The following is a 17,369-nucleotide window of genomic DNA, read 5'->3' as shown; positions in this document are numbered from 1 at the left end:
TGGGTAGCTATGTGCGGACGGGATAAGTGCTGAAAGCATCTAAGCATGAAGCCCCCCTCAAGATGAGATTTCCCATAGCGTCAAGCTAGTAAGATCCCTGAAAGATGATCAGGTTGATAGGTCAGAGGTGGAAGCGCGGTGACGTGTGGAGCTGACTGATACTAATCGATCGAGGACTTAACCTAATTGAAAAGCGGAGGCGACTGTACAGCCTCGACTAGCGCTGGAGGGCCAGCAATTGAAGTCGTTCTTTGACTTCAAATGATGGACCGAAGCGACTCGAGAGGCTAGGAGCCGGAGCTGGACAAGAACGATACTCGAAATTGCAAACCTTCTGAAATGCATTATCCAGTTTTGAGGGAACAACCCTCATTTCAATAAAATAGTCTGGCGGTGATGGCGAGAAGGTCACACCCGTTCCCATGCCGAACACGGAAGTTAAGCTTCTCAGCGCCGATGGTAGTTGGGGGTTTCCCCCTGTGAGAGTAGGACGCTGCCAGGCAAAAGAAAAGAACAGCTGAAATATGCTGTTCTTTTTTGTGTTTTTAAATATAAGAATCATGAAATGTAGATATCGGACCGAACGATGCCGATATCCTCCCAAACGGTGTAGATATAATCAAAAAATCTGTAGAAACGGCGGCGGGTTATGCAGATAAATCCACTTTCCATGTAGAAATCCATTTTAATAAGCTCCTCAACCTAATTTACTCTACAGTTTGAGGGATTTACTCTACACTTGACCCACTTTATTCTCCGATTTATGAGTTTTACTCTACACTTTCAGTATTTTACTCTACGAAATCCCCCATTTACTCTACAAACACCATAATTTTACAAACCATTCCAGGCCGCATACCCTTAGTGAGGCACGAGAACCGTCCCCCTGCACCCCCCTGCACCCCCCTGCACCACAAAAGAGGCTGTCTCAAAAGGCGTTTACCAACGGCCCTTTGAGACAGCCTCTCCCCGTTCTACTTCTTTTTGTTCCTCATGCCTTGCAGCTGGCTCATGACTTTATCACGGGACTTTTTATCCTTTAGCAAATAGGCGGCTCCCAAAGCGACAGTAGTCATCATCATTTTATTTTTCATGTGAGTCCCTCCTGAGGTATAATTTTTTTCTTGCATGTTAAAGAAATTCCCCTCTCACATAAAAATAAACGAATAGTATCGTCCATTATCTGGAAGACAGGTATTGGTAAATTAAATAAGGTCCTTTATGCAGCGTTATATCGAGAAACGACTGGATAAAGGGAAAATCCTCACTTGGCATCATTTTAATCAGTTCGCTCCACCAGTCGATCTCGTAACGGGCTATCATGCCGAGATTATAAAGCAGGAGGTAATGCAGGAGCAATTCAGGCAGCAGGAACCATACGTCCTTGTTCAATGGAAAGGAATGATGGCCGTCAGACAGATTGAACCTTAAGGGTACGGGATCGGCAATCCCTGAAAGGTCAGGTTGAAAGACGAGTTTTTCCCCAAGGCCGTCTGTAAAGGCAATAGGTATTTTCGATTTCGAGACAAAATAGTCCATGAACCTGTTTTCAGTCATATGGTAGGCATCAAGAATTTTTTTTGAGAGAGAGAAGTTTTCCCCCTCTTGGTTTACATTCAGGAATGTGGGCCTTCCCTTTAATTGCTGAAAGAGCGGCGATAATTCTGGTATCTGCTGGAGGATTTCCCCCATCCTCGCCTTTTCTCCCTCAATCTGTTTCATGTGGAACAACGTTTCTGCCATAAGAGGAAAGAGCCCATGTTTTTGGAATTTCACTTCATCGTCAAAGAAGCTGTATTGCTGTTTTTTCCGTTTTCTCGTTGAAAGGCCATGTGCCAGTACGGAAGTGGTTTCCGGATAGTCCGGCTCGACGGTTAAGATACAGGCCTTAACAAGATGAATCAGTCCATAAAAAAGCAAGATTGGCTTAATATGAATGGGTGAGGAAGCAGCTTGTTCGTAATAAATTTTGCCATGCTCCAAATAATAAATAAACGGATAGCAGTTTTCGAAGCTTTTCTGGTCTGCATTTTCAATCTGAAGACGAAGATAGCTCTTTTTCAGGTACATGCGAGAATAGTCAGCTGAGAAAAAGTAGGAGAAACTGCTCCAATCTTTATAGGGCAAACTCATAGAGGAACCCTCCAATAATAAATTGAAAAATCTAATTATTACAAGCTTTCTTGACAGTATTTTAACCAATTGATAACCTACTAATAATATTTTCATCTGAAGGGGGTTTATTTACGATGTGGGAAAGCAAGTTTTTAAAAGAGGGATTAACATTTGATGATGTCCTGCTTGTTCCAGCAAAATCAGAGGTATTGCCAAGGGATGTTAATCTTCAGGTTGAATTGACAGAGAAAATCAGGTTGAACATCCCTATCATCTCCGCTGGCATGGATACTGTAACCGAAGCGGATATGGCCATCAGCATGGCCAGACAGGGCGGCATGGGTGTTATCCATAAGAACATGTCGATTGAACAGCAGGCTGAGCAAGTCGATAAGGTGAAAAGGTCCGAAAGCGGCGTAATTACGGATCCTTTCTTTTTAACACCAGAACACCAGGTATTCGATGCTGAACACCTGATGGGAAAATATCGCATTTCCGGCGTTCCGATTGTGAACAATGAAGAAGAGCAGAAGCTGGTTGGCATTTTGACGAACCGTGATCTTCGCTTTATTCAGGATTATTCCATCCTAATATCGGATGTAATGACAAAGGAAAACCTTGTTACCGCGCCAGTTGGCACTACGCTGCAGGATGCCGAGAAAATCCTTCAAAAGCATAAAATTGAAAAACTCCCGCTCGTAAATGATGAAGGAGTTCTTAAAGGGCTTATCACCATTAAGGATATTGAAAAAGTAATTGAATTTCCAAATTCGTCAAAGGATAAAATGGGCCGGCTAATAGTCGCCGCAGCAGTGGGTGTAACAGCCGACACGATGAAACGGGTAGAGGCTTTGGCTAAGGCCCAAGTTGATGCCATTGTTGTTGATACGGCCCACGGACATTCCAAGGGAGTCCAGGATACGGTGAGGGAGATACGGGCTGCTTTCCCTGAACTGGCCATCATTGCTGGTAATGTCGCAACGGCGGAAGCCACAAGGGAGCTGATTGAGGCAGGTGCAGATGTCGTCAAGGTAGGAATTGGCCCAGGATCCATTTGTACCACAAGGGTGGTCGCCGGCGTTGGCGTGCCGCAAATCACCGCGGTCTATGACTGTGCTACAGAAGCACGCAAACACGGCAAGGCCATCATTGCCGATGGAGGCATCAAATACTCAGGCGATGTTGTGAAGGCTCTTGCTGCAGGCGGACATGCGGTTATGCTAGGAAGCATGCTTGCAGGAACGACTGAAAGTCCTGGGGAGACCGAAATCTACCAGGGACGCCGCTTTAAGGTATACCGCGGAATGGGCTCGGTCAGCGCGATGGAAAAGGGCTCGAAGGACCGTTATTTCCAGGAAGACAATAAAAAGTTCGTACCGGAAGGAATCGAAGGGCGGGTTGCCTACAAAGGGCCGCTTGCAGATACCATTTATCAGCTTGTGGGTGGACTAAGATCCGGTATGGGATACTGCGGGGCCGCCAACCTGAATGAGCTAAGGGAAAACTCCCAATTTATCAGGATGACGGGAGCAGGCTTGAGGGAAAGCCATCCACATGATGTGCAGATTACGAAGGAAGCACCAAATTACTCATCATAACCGTGTCTATTTTCCTAAATTCGTTTTTAACAGACGGAGGTCTTTCCTCTGTCTGTTTTTTTCATTTTGTTTATGGTAAACTTAACGGGTGTGATTTTTTAAGGGGCCAATCTACTAACATATGAATAGACAGACAAAAAGAGCTGGAGGGAAATTTTCGTTGAAGCAGTACAAAAGATTATCCGTTTTTGTTGCAGTATTTATGCTAAGTATCGCGACGCTGTTTACAGGTTTTGCAGATAAGGCACAGGCACAGGAAGACATCCTGGGCTTGAGCGCAGAGGCAGCCATCCTGGTGGATGCTGAAACAGGAAAGGTGCTTTATGAGAAAAATGCAGATGTTGTCCTAGGCGTTGCTTCCATGTCCAAAATGATGACAGAGTATTTAGTGCTGGAAGCAATCCATGATGGAAAGATCAAATGGGACCAAAATGTTAAAATCAATGAGTATGTTCACAGGCTGTCCGCAGCTCCCGGGCTTTCCAATGTCGGATTGACCCAGGGCGAGGATTATACAGTAAAAGAGCTGTATGAGGCAATGGCCATCCATTCCGGCAACGCCGCTACCGTGGCACTTGCGGAATTGATTTCTGGCACAGAGAAAAACTTTGTGGAACTCATGAATAAAAAAGGCGAAGAACTCGGACTGAAGGATTTTAAGTTTGTCAATTCCTCAGGCTTAAATAACAGCTCGCTGATGGGGAACCATCCGGCTGGTGCCGCTGACGAAGAGAATGTCATGTCTGCCCGGTCTACGGCAAGGCTTGCGTATCATTTGCTCAATGACTATCCTGAAGTACTGGAAACAGCAAGCAAACCAAGGCTTGAATTCAGGGACGGAAGAACTTATGACAACTTCAACTTCATGCTGCCAACACTGGTACATGCCTATGAAGGTGTTGACGGGCTGAAAACGGGATCAACCGATTTTGCAGGATATGGCTTTACGGCTACTGCAAAGAGGGGCGATGAACGGTTTATTTCTGTTGTCATGAAGACGGATACCAGGGACACCCGCTTTAAGGAAACAGAGCAAATCCTGAATTATGCTTTCAGTAATTTTAAAAAGGAACAGCTTGTTGCCGAGGGTCAACAGATTAAGGGACACGAATCTGTGCCGGTTGTGAAAGGGAAAGAGGACAGCGTGAAAGTCCAAACCGGTGATGCACTGGCTTTAACCATTAAAAATGGCGAAAAGGAACAATATGTTCCAAAGCTAGTGTTGAATAAAGATAAGCTAAATGAAAACGGCGAGCTGACCGCACCGGTAAAGAAAGGCGATAAAGTCGGCTATGTCACGGTTGAAACAAAGGACGGCGAGCCAATCAGCTTCCTGACCGAGGAGGGCCAAAGCCTGGCACAGGTAGATGTGGTGGCTGCCGAAACAGTTGAGAAGGCAAACTGGTTTGTCCTTGCGATGAGAGGGGTAGGCGGGTTCTTCGGAGACCTGTTTGGAAGTGTGGCCTCTGCGGTTAAAGGATTATTTTAACAAATGAGATAATTTGGTTTCCTGTATTGACAGGAAACCTTTTTTATTGTTTATTTGCAATAGGGATATAATTAAATCCGATATAATTTATCGGTTTTTCGTGTTAAAATATACTAGTAGCTAAGAGACCGAGGGGGAAACTAAACATGAGAACAGGTACGGATCGAGTTAAAAGAGGAATGGCAGAGATGCAAAAAGGCGGCGTCATCATGGACGTCATCAATGCCGAGCAGGCTAAAATTGCTGAAGAAGCCGGCGCAGTAGCGGTTATGGCACTGGAAAGAGTTCCTTCCGATATCCGGGCTACCGGCGGAGTGGCGAGAATGGCCGATCCGCATATCGTTGAAGAAGTAATGGGCGCGGTAAGCATCCCGGTTATGGCAAAGGCAAGAATTGGCCATATTGTCGAGGCAAGAGTGCTGGAGGCAATGGGTGTTGACTATATTGACGAGAGTGAAGTATTGACCCCTGCAGATGAAGAGTTCCATCTTTTGAAAAGTGAATATACAGTACCGTTTGTCTGCGGCTGCCGCGACCTAGGCGAAGCTGCACGACGCATCGGCGAAGGCGCAGCGATGCTCCGCACAAAAGGGGAGCCTGGAACAGGAAACATTGTGGAGGCAGTCCGCCATATCCGCAAGGTGAATGCCCAGGTGCGCAAGGTTGTAGGCATGGATGAAGCGGAACTGATGACCGAAGCAAAATTGCTTGGGGCCTCTTTCGAACTTCTGCTTGAAATCAAGAAGCTTGGCCGTCTGCCGGTCGTAAACTTCGCAGCTGGCGGCGTGGCGACACCTGCCGATGCAGCATTGATGATGCAGCTTGGTGCGGATGGCGTGTTCGTTGGCTCCGGTATCTTCAAATCGGACAACCCTGCGAAATTCGCTCGTGCGATTGTAGAAGCAACGACACACTATCAGGATTACAAACTGATTGCTGAACTTTCGAAGGGCCTTGGAACGCCAATGAAGGGCCTTGAGATTGCCTCCATCGCTCCGGAAGCCCGCATGCAGGACCGTGGCTGGTAAGGTGAAGAGAATGAAAATAGGGGTACTTGGACTTCAAGGTGCAGTCAGGGAACATATCCGTTCGATTGAAGCCTGCGGGGCAGAAGCGGTGACAGTGAAGTGGCCGGAGGAGCTTGATGCGCTGGATGGACTGATCATCCCGGGCGGCGAGAGCACTACTATGAGAAAGCTGATTGATAAATATAATTTTATGCCTTCTTTGAAACAATTTGCTGCAGAAGGAAAGCCGATGTTTGGAACATGCGCCGGACTGATTCTTCTCGCCAAGCAGGTAGTCGGATATGAAGAGCCGCACATCGGCGTAATGGATGTCAAGGTGGAGCGCAACTCATTTGGAAGGCAGCGCGAAAGCTTTGAGGCAGACTTGGACATCAACGGTGTTGCCGACAACTTCTCCGCAGTCTTCATCCGGGCTCCCCATATTGTCGAGGCCGGTGAAAATGTGGAAGTGCTTGCGAAGTGCAATGGCAGAATTGTCGCCGCACGCGAAGGGCAGTTCCTTGGATGTTCGTTTCATCCGGAGCTGACCGATGACCACCGCCTGACAGCCTACTTTGTTAAAATGGCTGCCGAAGCAAAGGAAAAGCCTGCGGCTGTATAAGGTGAAACATCATTGAGCGGGGTCTTGCTGCCAGTTAATGAGGTATAAATCGGTTGCGCACAGGAAATAATTGTAGTACATTATGAAGTAACAGAACCTGATATGAAAAAGCAGTGACAGGAAGTAGTAGCTTGCTTTCATTCCTTGCAGAGAGCCGGTGGCAGGTGAAAACCGGCGGGTGAAGCTAGTGAATCCATCCTTGAGCAGGATGCGGAAAGCCATATGGCAAGTAAGCATTCTCGGTGCAGGCCGTTATCCTGTCAAGAGGGAAGCATCACATGCTTTCAATCAGGGTGGCAACGCGGGTAACTCTCGTCCCTTTCCAGGGGACGGGAGTTTTTTGTGTTTTTAAGAATAGGCCAAAGAATGAATAGGAGGAGAATAATATGCTGGATATCAAGTATTTGAGAGCCAATTTTGAAGAAGTAAAGCAAAAGCTGCAGCATCGCGGAGAAGACCTTACAGACTTTGGAAAGTTTGAGGACCTTGACAGCCGGCGCCGTGAGCTCCTGCAGGAAACAGAGACGTTAAAAAGTAAACGGAACGAGGTTTCCCAGAAGATAGCTGTTCTGAAGAAACAAAGGCAGGATGCCGACCAGCTGATAATCGAAATGCGAGAAGTTGGCGAAAGGATCAAAACGTTCGACGAAGAGCTAAGAGTCGTGGAAGAAGAGCTTGATCAGCTGTTGATGAGCATTCCTAACATTCCGCATGAAAGTGTCCCTGTTGGCGAAACAGAGGACGACAATGTGGAAATCAGGAATTGGGGAGAAATTCCGCAGTTTACGTTTGAGCCTAAGCCGCACTGGGATATTGCCGATAACCTTGATATCATCGATTTTGAAAGAGCCGGAAAGGTGACAGGAAGCCGGTTTGCCTTTTATAAGGGGCTTGGGGCCCGCCTCGAGCGCGCCCTGATTTCTTTCATGATGGACCTGCATGCTGATGAGCATGGCTACAAGGAAGTGCTGCCGCCTTATATGGTCAACCGTGCGAGCATGACGGGAACTGGCCAGCTGCCGAAGTTCGAGGAAGATGCGTTCAAGGTAGCCGATACCGACTACTTCCTGATTCCAACATCCGAAGTACCTGTTACGAACCTGCATCGCGACGAGATTTTAAGCGTCGACCAGCTTCCTTTGAAATACGTGGCCTACAGCGCCAATTTCCGCTCTGAGGCAGGGTCTGCCGGCCGCGATACACGCGGATTGATCCGCCAGCACCAATTCAACAAGGTGGAGCTGGTGAAGTTCGTTAAACCTGAAGAGTCCTACGATGAATTGGAGACATTGACGAATAATGCGGAAAAGGTCCTTCAGCTACTTGGCCTGCCATACCGTGTCCTCAGCATGTGTACGGCCGACCTTGGTTTTACGGCAGCGAAGAAATACGATATTGAAGTTTGGATTCCGAGCTATGGAACCTACCGCGAAATCTCTTCCTGCAGCAACTTTGAAGGATTCCAGGCCAGAAGGGCGAATATCCGCTTCCGCCGCGAGCCTAAGGCAAAGCCGGAGCATGTGCATACCCTTAACGGTTCCGGGCTTGCGGTCGGCCGCACAGTGGCAGCCATTCTTGAAAATTACCAGCAGGAAGACGGCAGTGTCGTCATACCGGAAGCACTGCGTCCTTACATGAGAAATGTCGAAGTGATTTCTCCTCAAGCTTAAAGTGTATTTCGGGCGGGAAAAGTCCTGCCCGAAATTTTTATGGTTTTTTATTGACACTCCAATCTCTTTATGATAAAGTATACTACGTCGATAGGGAGGAATACCCAAGTCTGGCTGAAGGGATCGGTCTTGAAAACCGACAGGCGGGTCAAACCGCGCAGGGGTTCGAATCCCCTTTCCTCCTCCATATCACAATTAAGTAACAAACGCGCATAAACAATTGGAGAATTGTTAAAAAACCTGCAGACAAGCGCTGCGGGTTTTTTTTATTCTCAAAAACGTAAAAAAACCGGCCAAAAGGCCGGTTTTTGCTATTTCTTCAATAATTGGGTCTGGCGGATAAAGGATCCGATCCGCTCGATGATTGGCTCGATTGTTTGTTCGTTGTTGACGAGGTCATAATCATTGATGTTCAAGCGGAGGACCGGGCAGGCGTTAAAGGTGTTGATCCAGTTCTCATAACGCTCATGCATTTCTTCCCAATAAGAAACGGGGGTCTGCTGTTCCATCGGGCGGCCGCGCAGCTGGATGCGTTCAATGATATCATCCAGGCTTCCTTCAAGATAAATCAAAAGATCAGGGTGAGGGAAGTAAGGTGTCATCACCATTGCGTCAAACAGACTTTTATATGTCTCATAGTCAACAGGAGACATGGTCCCTTTTTCATAATGCATCTTGGCAAAGATGCCAGTATCCTCATAAATCGAACGATCCTGGATAAAGCCGCCGCCGTATTCAAAAATCCTTTTCTGCTCTTTAAAACGCTCTGCGAGGAAATAAATCTGCAGGTGGAAGCTCCAGCGGTCAAAGTCGGCATAAAACTTGTCAAGGTATGGATTGGTATCCACTTTTTCAAAGGAGGTACGGAATTGCAAAGCATTTGCCAATGCGTTGGTCATCGTTGATTTTCCGACTCCAACAGTGCCGGCAATCGTGATGACTGCATTTTGGGGTATATCGTATTTTGTTCGTAAGTTCATCGTTGTACGCTCCTTCTGGATAGTGTTTCCGTCAACTGCCCAATAATCGCATCCAGGTCCTGTTCCTTTTTGACAAAGTCAATTTCATCGCCGCTGAACCGCAGAACCGGCACTTCGGGATACTGGGACTCAAACCTCGTAATGGCTTCATCATAATCGATCGAAAGCTGTTTCAGGTAAAGGGGACTGATATTTTTCTCAATCTCCCGGCCGCGCATCGCAATCCTCTCCAGAAGAGTATCAAGGCTGGCATGCAGATAAATAACCACATTTGGCCGCGGCATGTCCTGGGTAAGAATTTCGTAGATGCTAAGGTATTTATTGTATTCCTGCTGGTTTAGCGTCCTTTGGGCGAAAATCAGATTTTTAAAGATATGATAGTCGGCAACGACAGGCTTTTCTTTGCTGATGTAATGTTTATTAATATCTCCAAGCTGCTTATATCGATTGCACAGGAAGAACATTTCCGTCTGGAAGCTCCACTCCTCGATATTGTCATAAAACTTGCCAAGGAAAGGATTTTCATCCACGATTTCCTTTAACAACGCGAATTGAAAGTGTTCTGAAATTGCTTTGGCAAGGGACGTCTTTCCGACGCCAATCGGCCCCTCAACCGTGACAAAAGGTGTTCCCCCCACAGTTTGTCCTCCTTCTATAATCGGATATCTATTATTGATTTATTTAATGCATTCTTTTAAAAGCACAAGCACCATTTTAACATATTATCGTTATTCAAGGATATGGATTATTTGTGGGAGAAGAATGAAAAAAAGACAACAAAACCCAGCCGGTTTTGCTGTCTTATAATAGCAGCCTTCATCCAGAGGCTATGGCTGCGGCTGGCCGTGAAAGCTACTGCTTAACCACATCAAAGTTTTCGGTGATTAATAGCCAGTTCTGCGGAAAGCTGAGTCCAAGCTTCCAGTAGCTGATTCCTCTGAGGTTCAGTTCCTTGATCAAATCGAATTTTGCCTGAATGGAGCGGGCATCTTCAAACCAGACTTCATGCCGACGCCCCTCGGCATCGGTATAATTATAGAATGGCGCCTGCGCCCGGGCATCATACTGGATGGCCACATTATTTGCAGCGGCGATTTCAATCGCCTGCTGCGGGCTGACGGCACGGGCGACGCTCCCCTGTACAAATGGAAGGGTCCAGTCATATCCATACAAGTTTTGACCCATCATGATTTTATTGGAAGGCATTTCGGTCAGGGCGTATTCAAGGACATCCCTTACCGGTCCGATAGGAGAAACCGCCATGGCCGGCCCGCCGCTGTATCCCCATTCATAGGTCATGATGACAACAAAATCGACAATTTCACCGTGGGCTCTGTAGTCATGCGCTTCATACCAGGCCCCTTGCTGCTCGGCACTTGTCTTAGGGGCAAGGGCTGTGGAAATCAGCCAGCCTTGCTGTCTGAACCGGTCCCTTGCTTTACGGAGGAAGGTATTGTACGCCTCGCGGTCGGCAGGGCGGAGAAATTCAAAGTCGAAATGGATATCGCGAAACCCGACACGTCGGGCGGTGGCAACGATATTATCCAGGAAGCGGTTTTGGACAGCCATGTCATTCAGGATGATGCGGCCAAGCTCATCGCTGAACTGGTCATTCTCCTGATTGGTTATTACCATCATCAACGTGTTATTATTTGCTTCGGCTATCGCCGGGAAGTTATTGAGCAAAGGCTCCCTTAAACTGCCATCCCGCAATGCCTGGTAACTGAACGGGGCAAGATAGGTCAGATAGGGGGCCGCCTCGCGGGCAGCGGTTTCCAGGGCTGGCGCAACCGTAGTTCCTCTTGGCTCCACATAGGCATTGACTTCAGCCCGGTATTTTGGCCGCGGGGGAATGTACAGCCGCAGCCCCACTCGGAGCGGCTGGGTGACCGGAATCTGGTTGATGCGGGCAAGTTCCTGATAGTTCAAATTAAACCTTCTTGCAATCGAATAAAGGCTGTCACCCGGCTGGACCCAATAAAAGCTGCCGATAATGGGAACGACCAGGGTTTGGCCGATGACAAGATTATTTGGATTGGGAATTGCGTTCGCTTCCACAATATCTTCAACGGTTGAACCATAGGTACGGGCAATCCCGGTTAGTGTCTCGCCTCTTTGAATCACATGTATCTGCATTGCCTTCCCTCCTCATGGCGGATAAACGCTACAACCATTTTATGAGGGAAAGGTTTGGGCTATGTTTTACCTGTCAAAAATTTTAGCAGAAGGGTCTGTATTGGCACTGAGCACTTCTCGCATCATTGCCAATGCATACTCATTGTCCTCATGGCTGTTGGATGCAACGCAATCTTCGGGAATATACAGCTTATACTCCCTCATGTAGGCATCATTGGCCGTGAACAGGACGCAAATATTCCCGGCAACCCCAGCGAGAATGAGTGTGTTTACCCCAAGCTGCTGAAGCAGGGTATGCAAAGCCGTTTCGTAAAATGCCGAATGCTTTGGCTTAATTAAAAAATAATCATCTTTTCCGGGAGAAATCCTTGCGATCACTTCCCTGCTGAGATCATTGGTGCAATACTCGATAATTTTATCGATATCAGCTTTCCATAAATCGAAATGGTCGTTAATATAGACAACAGGCAGATTTTTCTCTTGGAACTGCTGTTTCAGGTTTACGATGGGTGTTGTGATTTCAGCCGCCTTTCTGGAGAGAATCTCTCCCTGTTCAAAATCAAAATCGTTGATCATGTCTATGATGAGTAGAGCAGGTTTTATATCGTTGTCCATTTATGCATCCTCTCCTTTTCTCTATTTTTAGACCGGGAGCAGGATTATAAACCACCCTGAAAGGGAGGAGGGAACATATTGGAGAAAAATCAGGATGAGTTGTACATGAGGGAAGCGATTGCCGAAGCCCAAAAGGCGGGCGAAGCAGGAGAAGTCCCCATTGGCGCAGTGATAGTGGTTGATGGGGAAATCATCGCGCGTGCCCATAATCTCCGGGAGACAAACCAGAGTTCGATTGCCCATGCGGAGGTGCTGGCGATTGAAGAAGCCTGCCGAAAGCTTGGCACATGGAGGCTGGAGGGGGCGGAGCTTTATGTGACGCTTGAACCATGCCCGATGTGCGCCGGTGCCATCATGCTGTCAAGGATTCAGCGGGTCATATACGGTGCAGCCGATCCTAAAGGCGGCTGTGCAGGGACCTTCATGAACCTGCTGCAGGACGAACGCTTCAACCATCAGAGCGAACTGACGACCGGAGTCCTGGAAGCGGAATGCGGGTCCCTCCTGTCTGATTTCTTCCGCCAGCTTAGGGCGCGAAAGAAGCAGGAGCGGGAGCAGCGGCGTTTTGCTTCTGAAGAACATACAGGATTTAACAATGGATAAGCATTGCAATTTCTTCGGGATATTAGTATACTGATTATGCGTCACTTAAGACGCACCTAAAAAAGGTTTCAATTTTGCCGTGCTAGGCGGGGAGGTAGCGGTGCCCTGTACCCGCAATCCGCTCCAGCGGGGCTGAATCCCTTCCTGAGGCTGATTTTACTGTAGGGTCTGCCTCAAGTAAGTGGTGTTGACACCCGGGTCCTGCGCAATGGGAATCCATGAACCATGTCAGATCCGGAAGGAAGCAGCATTAAGTGGACGCTCTCATGTGCCGCAGGGCAGCCTGGGTCGAGCTAACTGCTTGAGTAACGCTTATGGTAGTCAGTCGAAGGAAGGTGCACGGCAGTTAAATAATAAACAACCAACTCATCTCCAGCAGGAGATGGGTTTTTTGTTTTATGAGATAGTTTTGTAAAAAAAATATATGCGTTATAATAGGAGAGATTATAAACGGAAGGGAGCGGTGTCTTTTGGCTTATCAGGCATTATATCGTGTGTGGCGGCCGCAGCGGTTCTTTGATGTCGTCGGCCAGGAACATGTCACAACGACACTGCAAAATGCTCTGCTTCAGGAAAAAATCTCCCATGCCTATCTTTTCTCGGGGCCGAGGGGAACAGGGAAAACGAGTGCCGCCAAGATTCTTGCCAAAGCAGTGAACTGTGAAAGGGCACCTGTAAGCGAGCCTTGCAATGAATGTGCTTCATGCCGGGGAATTACCGATGGTTCCATTTCGGATGTCATTGAAATTGACGCCGCTTCAAATAACGGCGTTGAGGAAATCAGGGATATCCGCGACAAGGTAAAATATGCACCGAGCGCGGTTAAATATAAGGTATACATAGTGGATGAGGTCCATATGCTTTCCATCGGGGCCTTTAATGCGCTGCTGAAAACACTTGAAGAGCCGCCGCGGCATGTCATGTTCATTCTTGCGACGACCGAACCTCATAAAATCCCGCTGACGATTATCTCGAGGACCCAGCGCTTTGATTTCAAACGGATCACCTCCCAGGCGATTGTCGGCAGGATGAAGCTGATTGTGGATGAAACAGGAGTCGATTGCGATGACACAGCGCTCCATGTGATTGCGAGGGCAGCGGAAGGTGGAATGCGGGATGCACTCAGCCTGCTCGACCAGGCGATATCGTTCAGCCAGGACAGAGTGACGGTGGAAGATGCGCTTACCGTTACCGGTTCGGTTTCCCAGTCCTTTTTAACACAGCTAGGCAAAGCCATTCATGAAAAGGATGCAGCCAGTGGTCTTGAAGCGCTGGATGAACTATTGCAGGCTGGCAAGGACCCTGCACGCTTCATTGAAGACATGATCTACTTCTATCGGGATATGCTCCTTTACAAGGCTGCACCGGGCCTTGAAGAGTCAATGGAAAGGGTCATGCTGGATGAAGAGTTCCAGCAGCTTGCTTCCGTAACGGGAAATGGGGAAATCTACGAGGTCATTGACGGTTTGAATAAGGCACAGCAGGAAATGAGATGGACCAATCATCCAAGGGTATTTCTTGAAGTAGCCATCGTAAAACTTTGCCAGCTGGAGCAGCAGCAGGGTGCTGTCCCTGAAGTGGAGCCGCTCCTAAGGCGGATTGAGCAGCTTGAGGAAAAGCTGGCTAGATTTGGGGAAAACCCGCCGGCATCTGCTGCCCAAGGGGAAGGTGCTGCCCAGAAAAAGCCGCAGCGGACAAACCGGAAAGGGTTCCAGGCGCCTGCCGGCAAGATTAATGAAGTCCTGAAACAGGCGACGAAACAGGATCTTCAAGAGGTCAAAGGCCGTTGGGGAGAAATGCTGGGAATGCTTGTCGGAAGGCAGATGCGATCCCAGGCTGCCTTATTGAATGAAGCAGAGCCTGTCGCTTCATCAAGCAGCGCTTTAGTGATAAAATTTAAATACGAAATCCACTGCCAGATGGCAATGGAGAATGAAAGATTCATCCAGGCCATTGGGGCGATCCTGGGAGAGCTGACAGGAAAACAGCTTCAGGTGGTTGGGGTGCCGGAAGAACAGTGGCTGAAAATACGCGAAAGCTTCATTAACAGCCAGCAGAACGATGGTTCCGGGGAAGATGGCGAGAGCGAAGAAGATCCGCTGATTGCTGAAGCGAAAAAACTGTTTGGGGAAGAACTAATTCAAATTCAAGATTAATACTGGAGGTAGTTAAACAATGCGTGGAATGGGTAATATGCAAAATATGATGAAGCAAATGCAAAAAATGCAAAAGAAGATGGCTGAGGCCCAGGAAGAACTAGGTGAAAAGAGGCTGGAAGGCACAGCTGGCGGCGGCATGGTGACAGTAGTGGTTACTGGCCATAAAGAAATCGTCGATGTTCAGATTAAACAGGATGTAGTGGATCCAGACGATGTTGAAATGCTACAGGACCTAGTGCTTGCGGCAACAAATGACGCCCTGAAAAAAGCCGATGAGCTGGCGAATTCCACAATGGGCCAGTTTACCAAGGGAATGAACCTTCCAGGAATGTTCTAGGGGGAATAATAAATGCATTATCCTGAACCAATATCAAAGCTGATTGACAGCTTTATGAAATTGCCAGGTATCGGCCCTAAAACGGCTGCCCGTCTGGCTTTTTTTGTTCTTGGCATGAAGGAAGATACCGTCCTCGACTTTGCCAAGGCACTTGTGAATGCAAAACGGAACCTGAGTTATTGTTCCGTATGCGGACATATCACGGACCAGGATCCTTGCTATATTTGTGAGGATCAGCGGCGGGACCGCACCGTGATTTGTGTTGTGCAGGATCCAAAGGATGTGATAGCCATGGAAAAAATGAAGGAATTTAACGGGTTATACCACGTCCTTCATGGTGCCATCTCTCCAATGGATGGAATCGGGCCGGAGGATATCAATATCCCCGACCTGTTAAAAAGGCTTCAGGATGAGAGTGTCCAGGAAGTCATTCTTGCGACAAACCCCAACATCGAAGGCGAGGCAACCGCCATGTACATCTCCAGGCTCCTTAAGCCATCAGGCATCCGGATTACAAGGATAGCCCACGGTCTTCCGGTCGGGGGAGATCTTGAATATGCTGATGAGGTAACTCTTTCAAAAGCATTGGAAGGACGCAGGGAAGTCTAATCGCGGGTCAGGAGGAGACAGGATGTTGTTTCGAAGGAAAGGGCGACTCAAAAGGGAATTCAATGATAAATTGATGCAGCAAATGGACCAGGTAAAGACGGAATGGACCAATAAAAAGAAACTTGTTGAAAGAAGTTTTGACCCATCAAGGGAATTTATTGCCGAGGCAAAACTGGCTGAAGCGAAGTATTTCTTCCTTTTCAGGGAAGCCAAAGAAAGAAAAATATCTATTAAAGGAAGATAGCGGCGATAAAACACCACGTTCTTTTTTTGATGGCTTGTTCATATGCTTTAGTACAAGTCCTAAATAAAGGGGTGGCAACAGAATGGATCCGATTATCGTTGTTTCAATCCTTGCAGGGTTGGCCTTAATTATATTGTTCATCGGTGCCCCGGCAAAGCCATTGCGTTTTATCGGACAGGGAGTTGTTAAAATCCTGATTGGTGCGCTGTTCTTGTTTTTCCTGAATGCATTCGGCAGCAGCCTGGGCCTGAATGTGCCCATCAATCTGGTGACAGCCAGTGTATCAGGTTTTTTGGGAATTCCGGGTGTTCTGGCTCTGGTGGCGATAGAAGCGTGGATTATATAATGTGAAAAGCTGCCGGGAAGGCAGCTTTAATTTTTTTGGACAATGGGTTGACGGTGAAAGATATAGATGTTATTATATTAAACGTCGCTGATGAACAGCTGACATGAAAATGAAGAAAAGTTATAAAAGTGTTGACACAAAGTTGTCAGCATGATATATTAATAAAGTCGCTTGCGAGCGGCAATTGCTCTTTGAAAACTAAACAAACAAGCGTCAACAACCATAATATTCATGGCTTCTATTAATAGAAGAACATGAGCCAACGTTTTATTTTATGAGCTAATCACTCTTTTATTGGAGAGTTTGATCCTGGCTCAGGACGAACGCTGGCGGCGTGCCTAATACATGCAAGTCGAGCGGACTTGAGGGAGCTTGCTCCCGATGGTCAGCGGCGGACGGGTGAGTAACACGTGGGCAACCTGCCTGTAAGACTGGGATAACTCCGGGAAACCGGGGCTAATACCGGATAATTCATTCCCTCACATGAGGGAATGCTGAAAGACGGCTTTTGCTGTCACTTACAGATGGGCCCGCGGCGCATTAGCTAGTTGGTGAGGTAACGGCTCACCAAGGCCACGATGCGTAGCCGACCTGAGAGGGTGATCGGCCACACTGGGACTGAGACACGGCCCAGACTCCTACGGGAGGCAGCAGTAGGGAATCTTCCGCAATGGACGAAAGTCTGACGGAGCAACGCCGCGTGAGCGAAGAAGGCCTTCGGGTCGTAAAGCTCTGTTGTCAGGGAAGAACAAGTACCGGAGTAACTGCCGGTACCTTGACGGTACCTGACCAGAAAGCCACGGCTAACTACGTGCCAGCAGCCGCGGTAATACGTAGGT

At 47.8% G+C, this 17,369-nt stretch carries 17 protein-coding genes, 1 tRNA gene, 3 rRNA genes, 1 other RNA gene and 1 other annotated feature; of the genes, 16 read left to right on the top strand and 6 right to left on the bottom strand.

Annotated features, from left to right (window positions below):
* Together WQ57_RS20915 and rrf are read left to right on the top strand one after the other, a co-directional pair.
* Positions 1 to 185 (top strand): 23S ribosomal RNA (locus WQ57_RS20915); the annotation flags it as partial.
* A 201-nt stretch (positions 186 to 386) separates the two neighbouring features.
* Positions 387 to 502 (top strand): 5S ribosomal RNA (gene rrf, locus WQ57_RS20910).
* Between the two features lie 56 nt (positions 503 to 558).
* On the opposite strand, the gene WQ57_RS27370 is transcribed toward rrf, so the two are convergent.
* Together WQ57_RS27370 and WQ57_RS20905 are read right to left on the bottom strand one after the other, a co-directional pair.
* Positions 559 to 684, bottom strand: coding sequence for a hypothetical protein (locus tag WQ57_RS27370; RefSeq protein ID WP_277620309.1), 126 nt, complete (start codon positions 682 to 684; stop codon positions 559 to 561).
* A 495-nt stretch (positions 685 to 1,179) separates the two neighbouring features.
* On the bottom strand, positions 1,180 to 2,133 hold the full coding sequence (locus WQ57_RS20905; RefSeq protein WP_046525693.1) for a YaaC family protein: 954 nt from the start codon (positions 2,131 to 2,133) through the stop codon (positions 1,180 to 1,182).
* Positions 2,134 to 2,249: 116 nt separating this feature from the next.
* On the opposite strand from WQ57_RS20905, the gene guaB reads away from it, so the two are divergent.
* From guaB to WQ57_RS20875, 6 genes are all read left to right on the top strand, one after another.
* Entirely contained in the window at positions 2,250 to 3,713 is a 1,464-nt protein-coding gene (gene guaB / locus WQ57_RS20900) for an IMP dehydrogenase (protein ID WP_046525692.1), read from the top strand.
* Positions 3,714 to 3,873: 160 nt separating this feature from the next.
* Positions 3,874 to 5,202 (top strand): D-alanyl-D-alanine carboxypeptidase family protein, encoded by a 1,329-nt coding sequence (locus WQ57_RS20895; RefSeq protein WP_277620308.1) that lies wholly within the window; start codon positions 3,874 to 3,876, stop codon positions 5,200 to 5,202.
* A gap of 146 nt (positions 5,203 to 5,348) precedes the next feature.
* Positions 5,349 to 6,230, top strand: coding sequence for a pyridoxal 5'-phosphate synthase lyase subunit PdxS (pdxS, locus tag WQ57_RS20890; RefSeq protein WP_046525690.1), 882 nt, complete (start codon positions 5,349 to 5,351; stop codon positions 6,228 to 6,230).
* 10 nt (positions 6,231 to 6,240) lie between these two features.
* Complete coding sequence (pdxT, locus tag WQ57_RS20885; protein ID WP_046525689.1) at positions 6,241 to 6,831, top strand: pyridoxal 5'-phosphate synthase glutaminase subunit PdxT; 591 nt, start codon at positions 6,241 to 6,243, stop codon at positions 6,829 to 6,831.
* A 104-nt stretch (positions 6,832 to 6,935) separates the two neighbouring features.
* Positions 6,936 to 7,154, top strand: a binding site (T-box leader).
* A 63-nt stretch (positions 7,155 to 7,217) separates the two neighbouring features.
* Entirely contained in the window at positions 7,218 to 8,501 is a 1,284-nt protein-coding gene (gene serS / locus WQ57_RS20880; RefSeq protein ID WP_046525688.1) for a serine--tRNA ligase, read from the top strand.
* A gap of 94 nt (positions 8,502 to 8,595) precedes the next feature.
* Positions 8,596 to 8,688, top strand: a tRNA-Ser gene (locus WQ57_RS20875).
* A 124-nt stretch (positions 8,689 to 8,812) separates the two neighbouring features.
* Here the strand turns inward: WQ57_RS20875 and WQ57_RS20870 are convergent.
* The 4 genes from WQ57_RS20870 to WQ57_RS20855 form a co-directional block, all read right to left on the bottom strand.
* Positions 8,813 to 9,481, bottom strand: coding sequence for a deoxynucleoside kinase (locus WQ57_RS20870; RefSeq protein ID WP_046525687.1), 669 nt, complete (start codon positions 9,479 to 9,481; stop codon positions 8,813 to 8,815).
* Positions 9,478 to 10,119 (bottom strand): deoxynucleoside kinase, encoded by a 642-nt coding sequence (locus WQ57_RS20865; protein ID WP_046525686.1) that lies wholly within the window; start codon positions 10,117 to 10,119, stop codon positions 9,478 to 9,480. The genes WQ57_RS20870 and WQ57_RS20865 overlap by 4 nt, the downstream gene beginning before the upstream one ends.
* 214 nt (positions 10,120 to 10,333) lie before the next feature.
* Positions 10,334 to 11,617 carry a glycosyl hydrolase family 18 protein gene (locus WQ57_RS20860; protein ID WP_046525685.1) on the bottom strand — a complete coding sequence of 428 codons (1,284 nt, stop codon included), beginning with the start codon at positions 11,615 to 11,617 and terminating at the stop codon, positions 10,334 to 10,336.
* A 66-nt stretch (positions 11,618 to 11,683) separates the two neighbouring features.
* Positions 11,684 to 12,232: a cysteine hydrolase family protein gene (locus tag WQ57_RS20855; RefSeq protein ID WP_046525684.1), complete on the bottom strand. Its 549-nt coding sequence runs from the start codon at positions 12,230 to 12,232 to the stop codon at positions 11,684 to 11,686.
* Positions 12,233 to 12,310: 78 nt separating this feature from the next.
* On the opposite strand from WQ57_RS20855, the gene tadA reads away from it, so the two are divergent.
* From tadA to WQ57_RS20820, 8 genes are all read left to right on the top strand, one after another.
* Positions 12,311 to 12,835: a tRNA adenosine(34) deaminase TadA gene (gene tadA / locus WQ57_RS20850; RefSeq protein WP_084820342.1), complete on the top strand. Its 525-nt coding sequence runs from the start codon at positions 12,311 to 12,313 to the stop codon at positions 12,833 to 12,835.
* 77 nt (positions 12,836 to 12,912) lie between these two features.
* An RNA gene (gene ffs, locus WQ57_RS26005) (signal recognition particle sRNA large type) lies at positions 12,913 to 13,178 on the top strand.
* A gap of 127 nt (positions 13,179 to 13,305) precedes the next feature.
* Positions 13,306 to 14,991: a DNA polymerase III subunit gamma/tau gene (gene dnaX, locus WQ57_RS20845; RefSeq protein WP_046525683.1), complete on the top strand. Its 1,686-nt coding sequence runs from the start codon at positions 13,306 to 13,308 to the stop codon at positions 14,989 to 14,991.
* Between the two features lie 19 nt (positions 14,992 to 15,010).
* Positions 15,011 to 15,331, top strand: a complete 321-nt coding sequence (locus tag WQ57_RS20840; protein ID WP_046525682.1) for a YbaB/EbfC family nucleoid-associated protein — start codon at positions 15,011 to 15,013, stop codon at positions 15,329 to 15,331.
* Between the two features lie 12 nt (positions 15,332 to 15,343).
* Positions 15,344 to 15,940 (top strand): recombination mediator RecR, encoded by a 597-nt coding sequence (recR, locus tag WQ57_RS20835; RefSeq protein WP_046525681.1) that lies wholly within the window; start codon positions 15,344 to 15,346, stop codon positions 15,938 to 15,940.
* A gap of 22 nt (positions 15,941 to 15,962) precedes the next feature.
* On the top strand, positions 15,963 to 16,184 hold the full coding sequence (locus tag WQ57_RS20830; RefSeq protein ID WP_046525680.1) for a YaaL family protein: 222 nt from the start codon (positions 15,963 to 15,965) through the stop codon (positions 16,182 to 16,184).
* A gap of 82 nt (positions 16,185 to 16,266) precedes the next feature.
* On the top strand, positions 16,267 to 16,530 hold the full coding sequence (locus tag WQ57_RS20825) for a pro-sigmaK processing inhibitor BofA family protein (protein WP_046525679.1): 264 nt from the start codon (positions 16,267 to 16,269) through the stop codon (positions 16,528 to 16,530).
* A gap of 291 nt (positions 16,531 to 16,821) precedes the next feature.
* Positions 16,822 to 17,369 (top strand): 16S ribosomal RNA (locus WQ57_RS20820); the annotation flags it as partial.

Source organism: Mesobacillus campisalis, from assembly GCF_000986785.1.
Taxonomy (GTDB): domain Bacteria; phylum Bacillota; class Bacilli; order Bacillales; family Cytobacillaceae; genus Mesobacillus_B; species Mesobacillus_B campisalis.
This window is presented reverse-complemented; position numbering and strand designations above follow the sequence as displayed.

Excerpts from the sequence above, each read along its gene's own strand:
- serS (WP_046525688.1), top strand. The coding sequence starts at position 7,218 with ATGCTGGATATCAAGTATTTGAGAGCCAATTTTGAAGAAGTAAAGCAA.
- WQ57_RS20840 (WP_046525682.1), top strand. The coding sequence starts at position 15,011 with ATGCGTGGAATGGGTAATATGCAAAATATGATGAAGCAAATGCAAAAA.
- WQ57_RS20870 (WP_046525687.1), bottom strand. The coding sequence starts at position 9,481 with ATGAACTTACGAACAAAATACGATATACCCCAAAATGCAGTCATCACG.
- pdxT (WP_046525689.1), top strand. The coding sequence starts at position 6,241 with ATGAAAATAGGGGTACTTGGACTTCAAGGTGCAGTCAGGGAACATATC.
- pdxS (WP_046525690.1), top strand. The coding sequence starts at position 5,349 with ATGAGAACAGGTACGGATCGAGTTAAAAGAGGAATGGCAGAGATGCAA.
- WQ57_RS20905 (WP_046525693.1), bottom strand. The coding sequence starts at position 2,133 with ATGAGTTTGCCCTATAAAGATTGGAGCAGTTTCTCCTACTTTTTCTCA.
- WQ57_RS20860 (WP_046525685.1), bottom strand. The coding sequence starts at position 11,617 with ATGCAGATACATGTGATTCAAAGAGGCGAGACACTAACCGGGATTGCC.
- WQ57_RS20825 (WP_046525679.1), top strand. The coding sequence starts at position 16,267 with ATGGATCCGATTATCGTTGTTTCAATCCTTGCAGGGTTGGCCTTAATT.
- guaB (WP_046525692.1), top strand. The coding sequence starts at position 2,250 with ATGTGGGAAAGCAAGTTTTTAAAAGAGGGATTAACATTTGATGATGTC.
- WQ57_RS20855 (WP_046525684.1), bottom strand. The coding sequence starts at position 12,232 with ATGGACAACGATATAAAACCTGCTCTACTCATCATAGACATGATCAAC.
- WQ57_RS27370 (WP_277620309.1), bottom strand. The coding sequence starts at position 684 with ATGGATTTCTACATGGAAAGTGGATTTATCTGCATAACCCGCCGCCGT.
- recR (WP_046525681.1), top strand. The coding sequence starts at position 15,344 with ATGCATTATCCTGAACCAATATCAAAGCTGATTGACAGCTTTATGAAA.
- WQ57_RS20830 (WP_046525680.1), top strand. The coding sequence starts at position 15,963 with ATGTTGTTTCGAAGGAAAGGGCGACTCAAAAGGGAATTCAATGATAAA.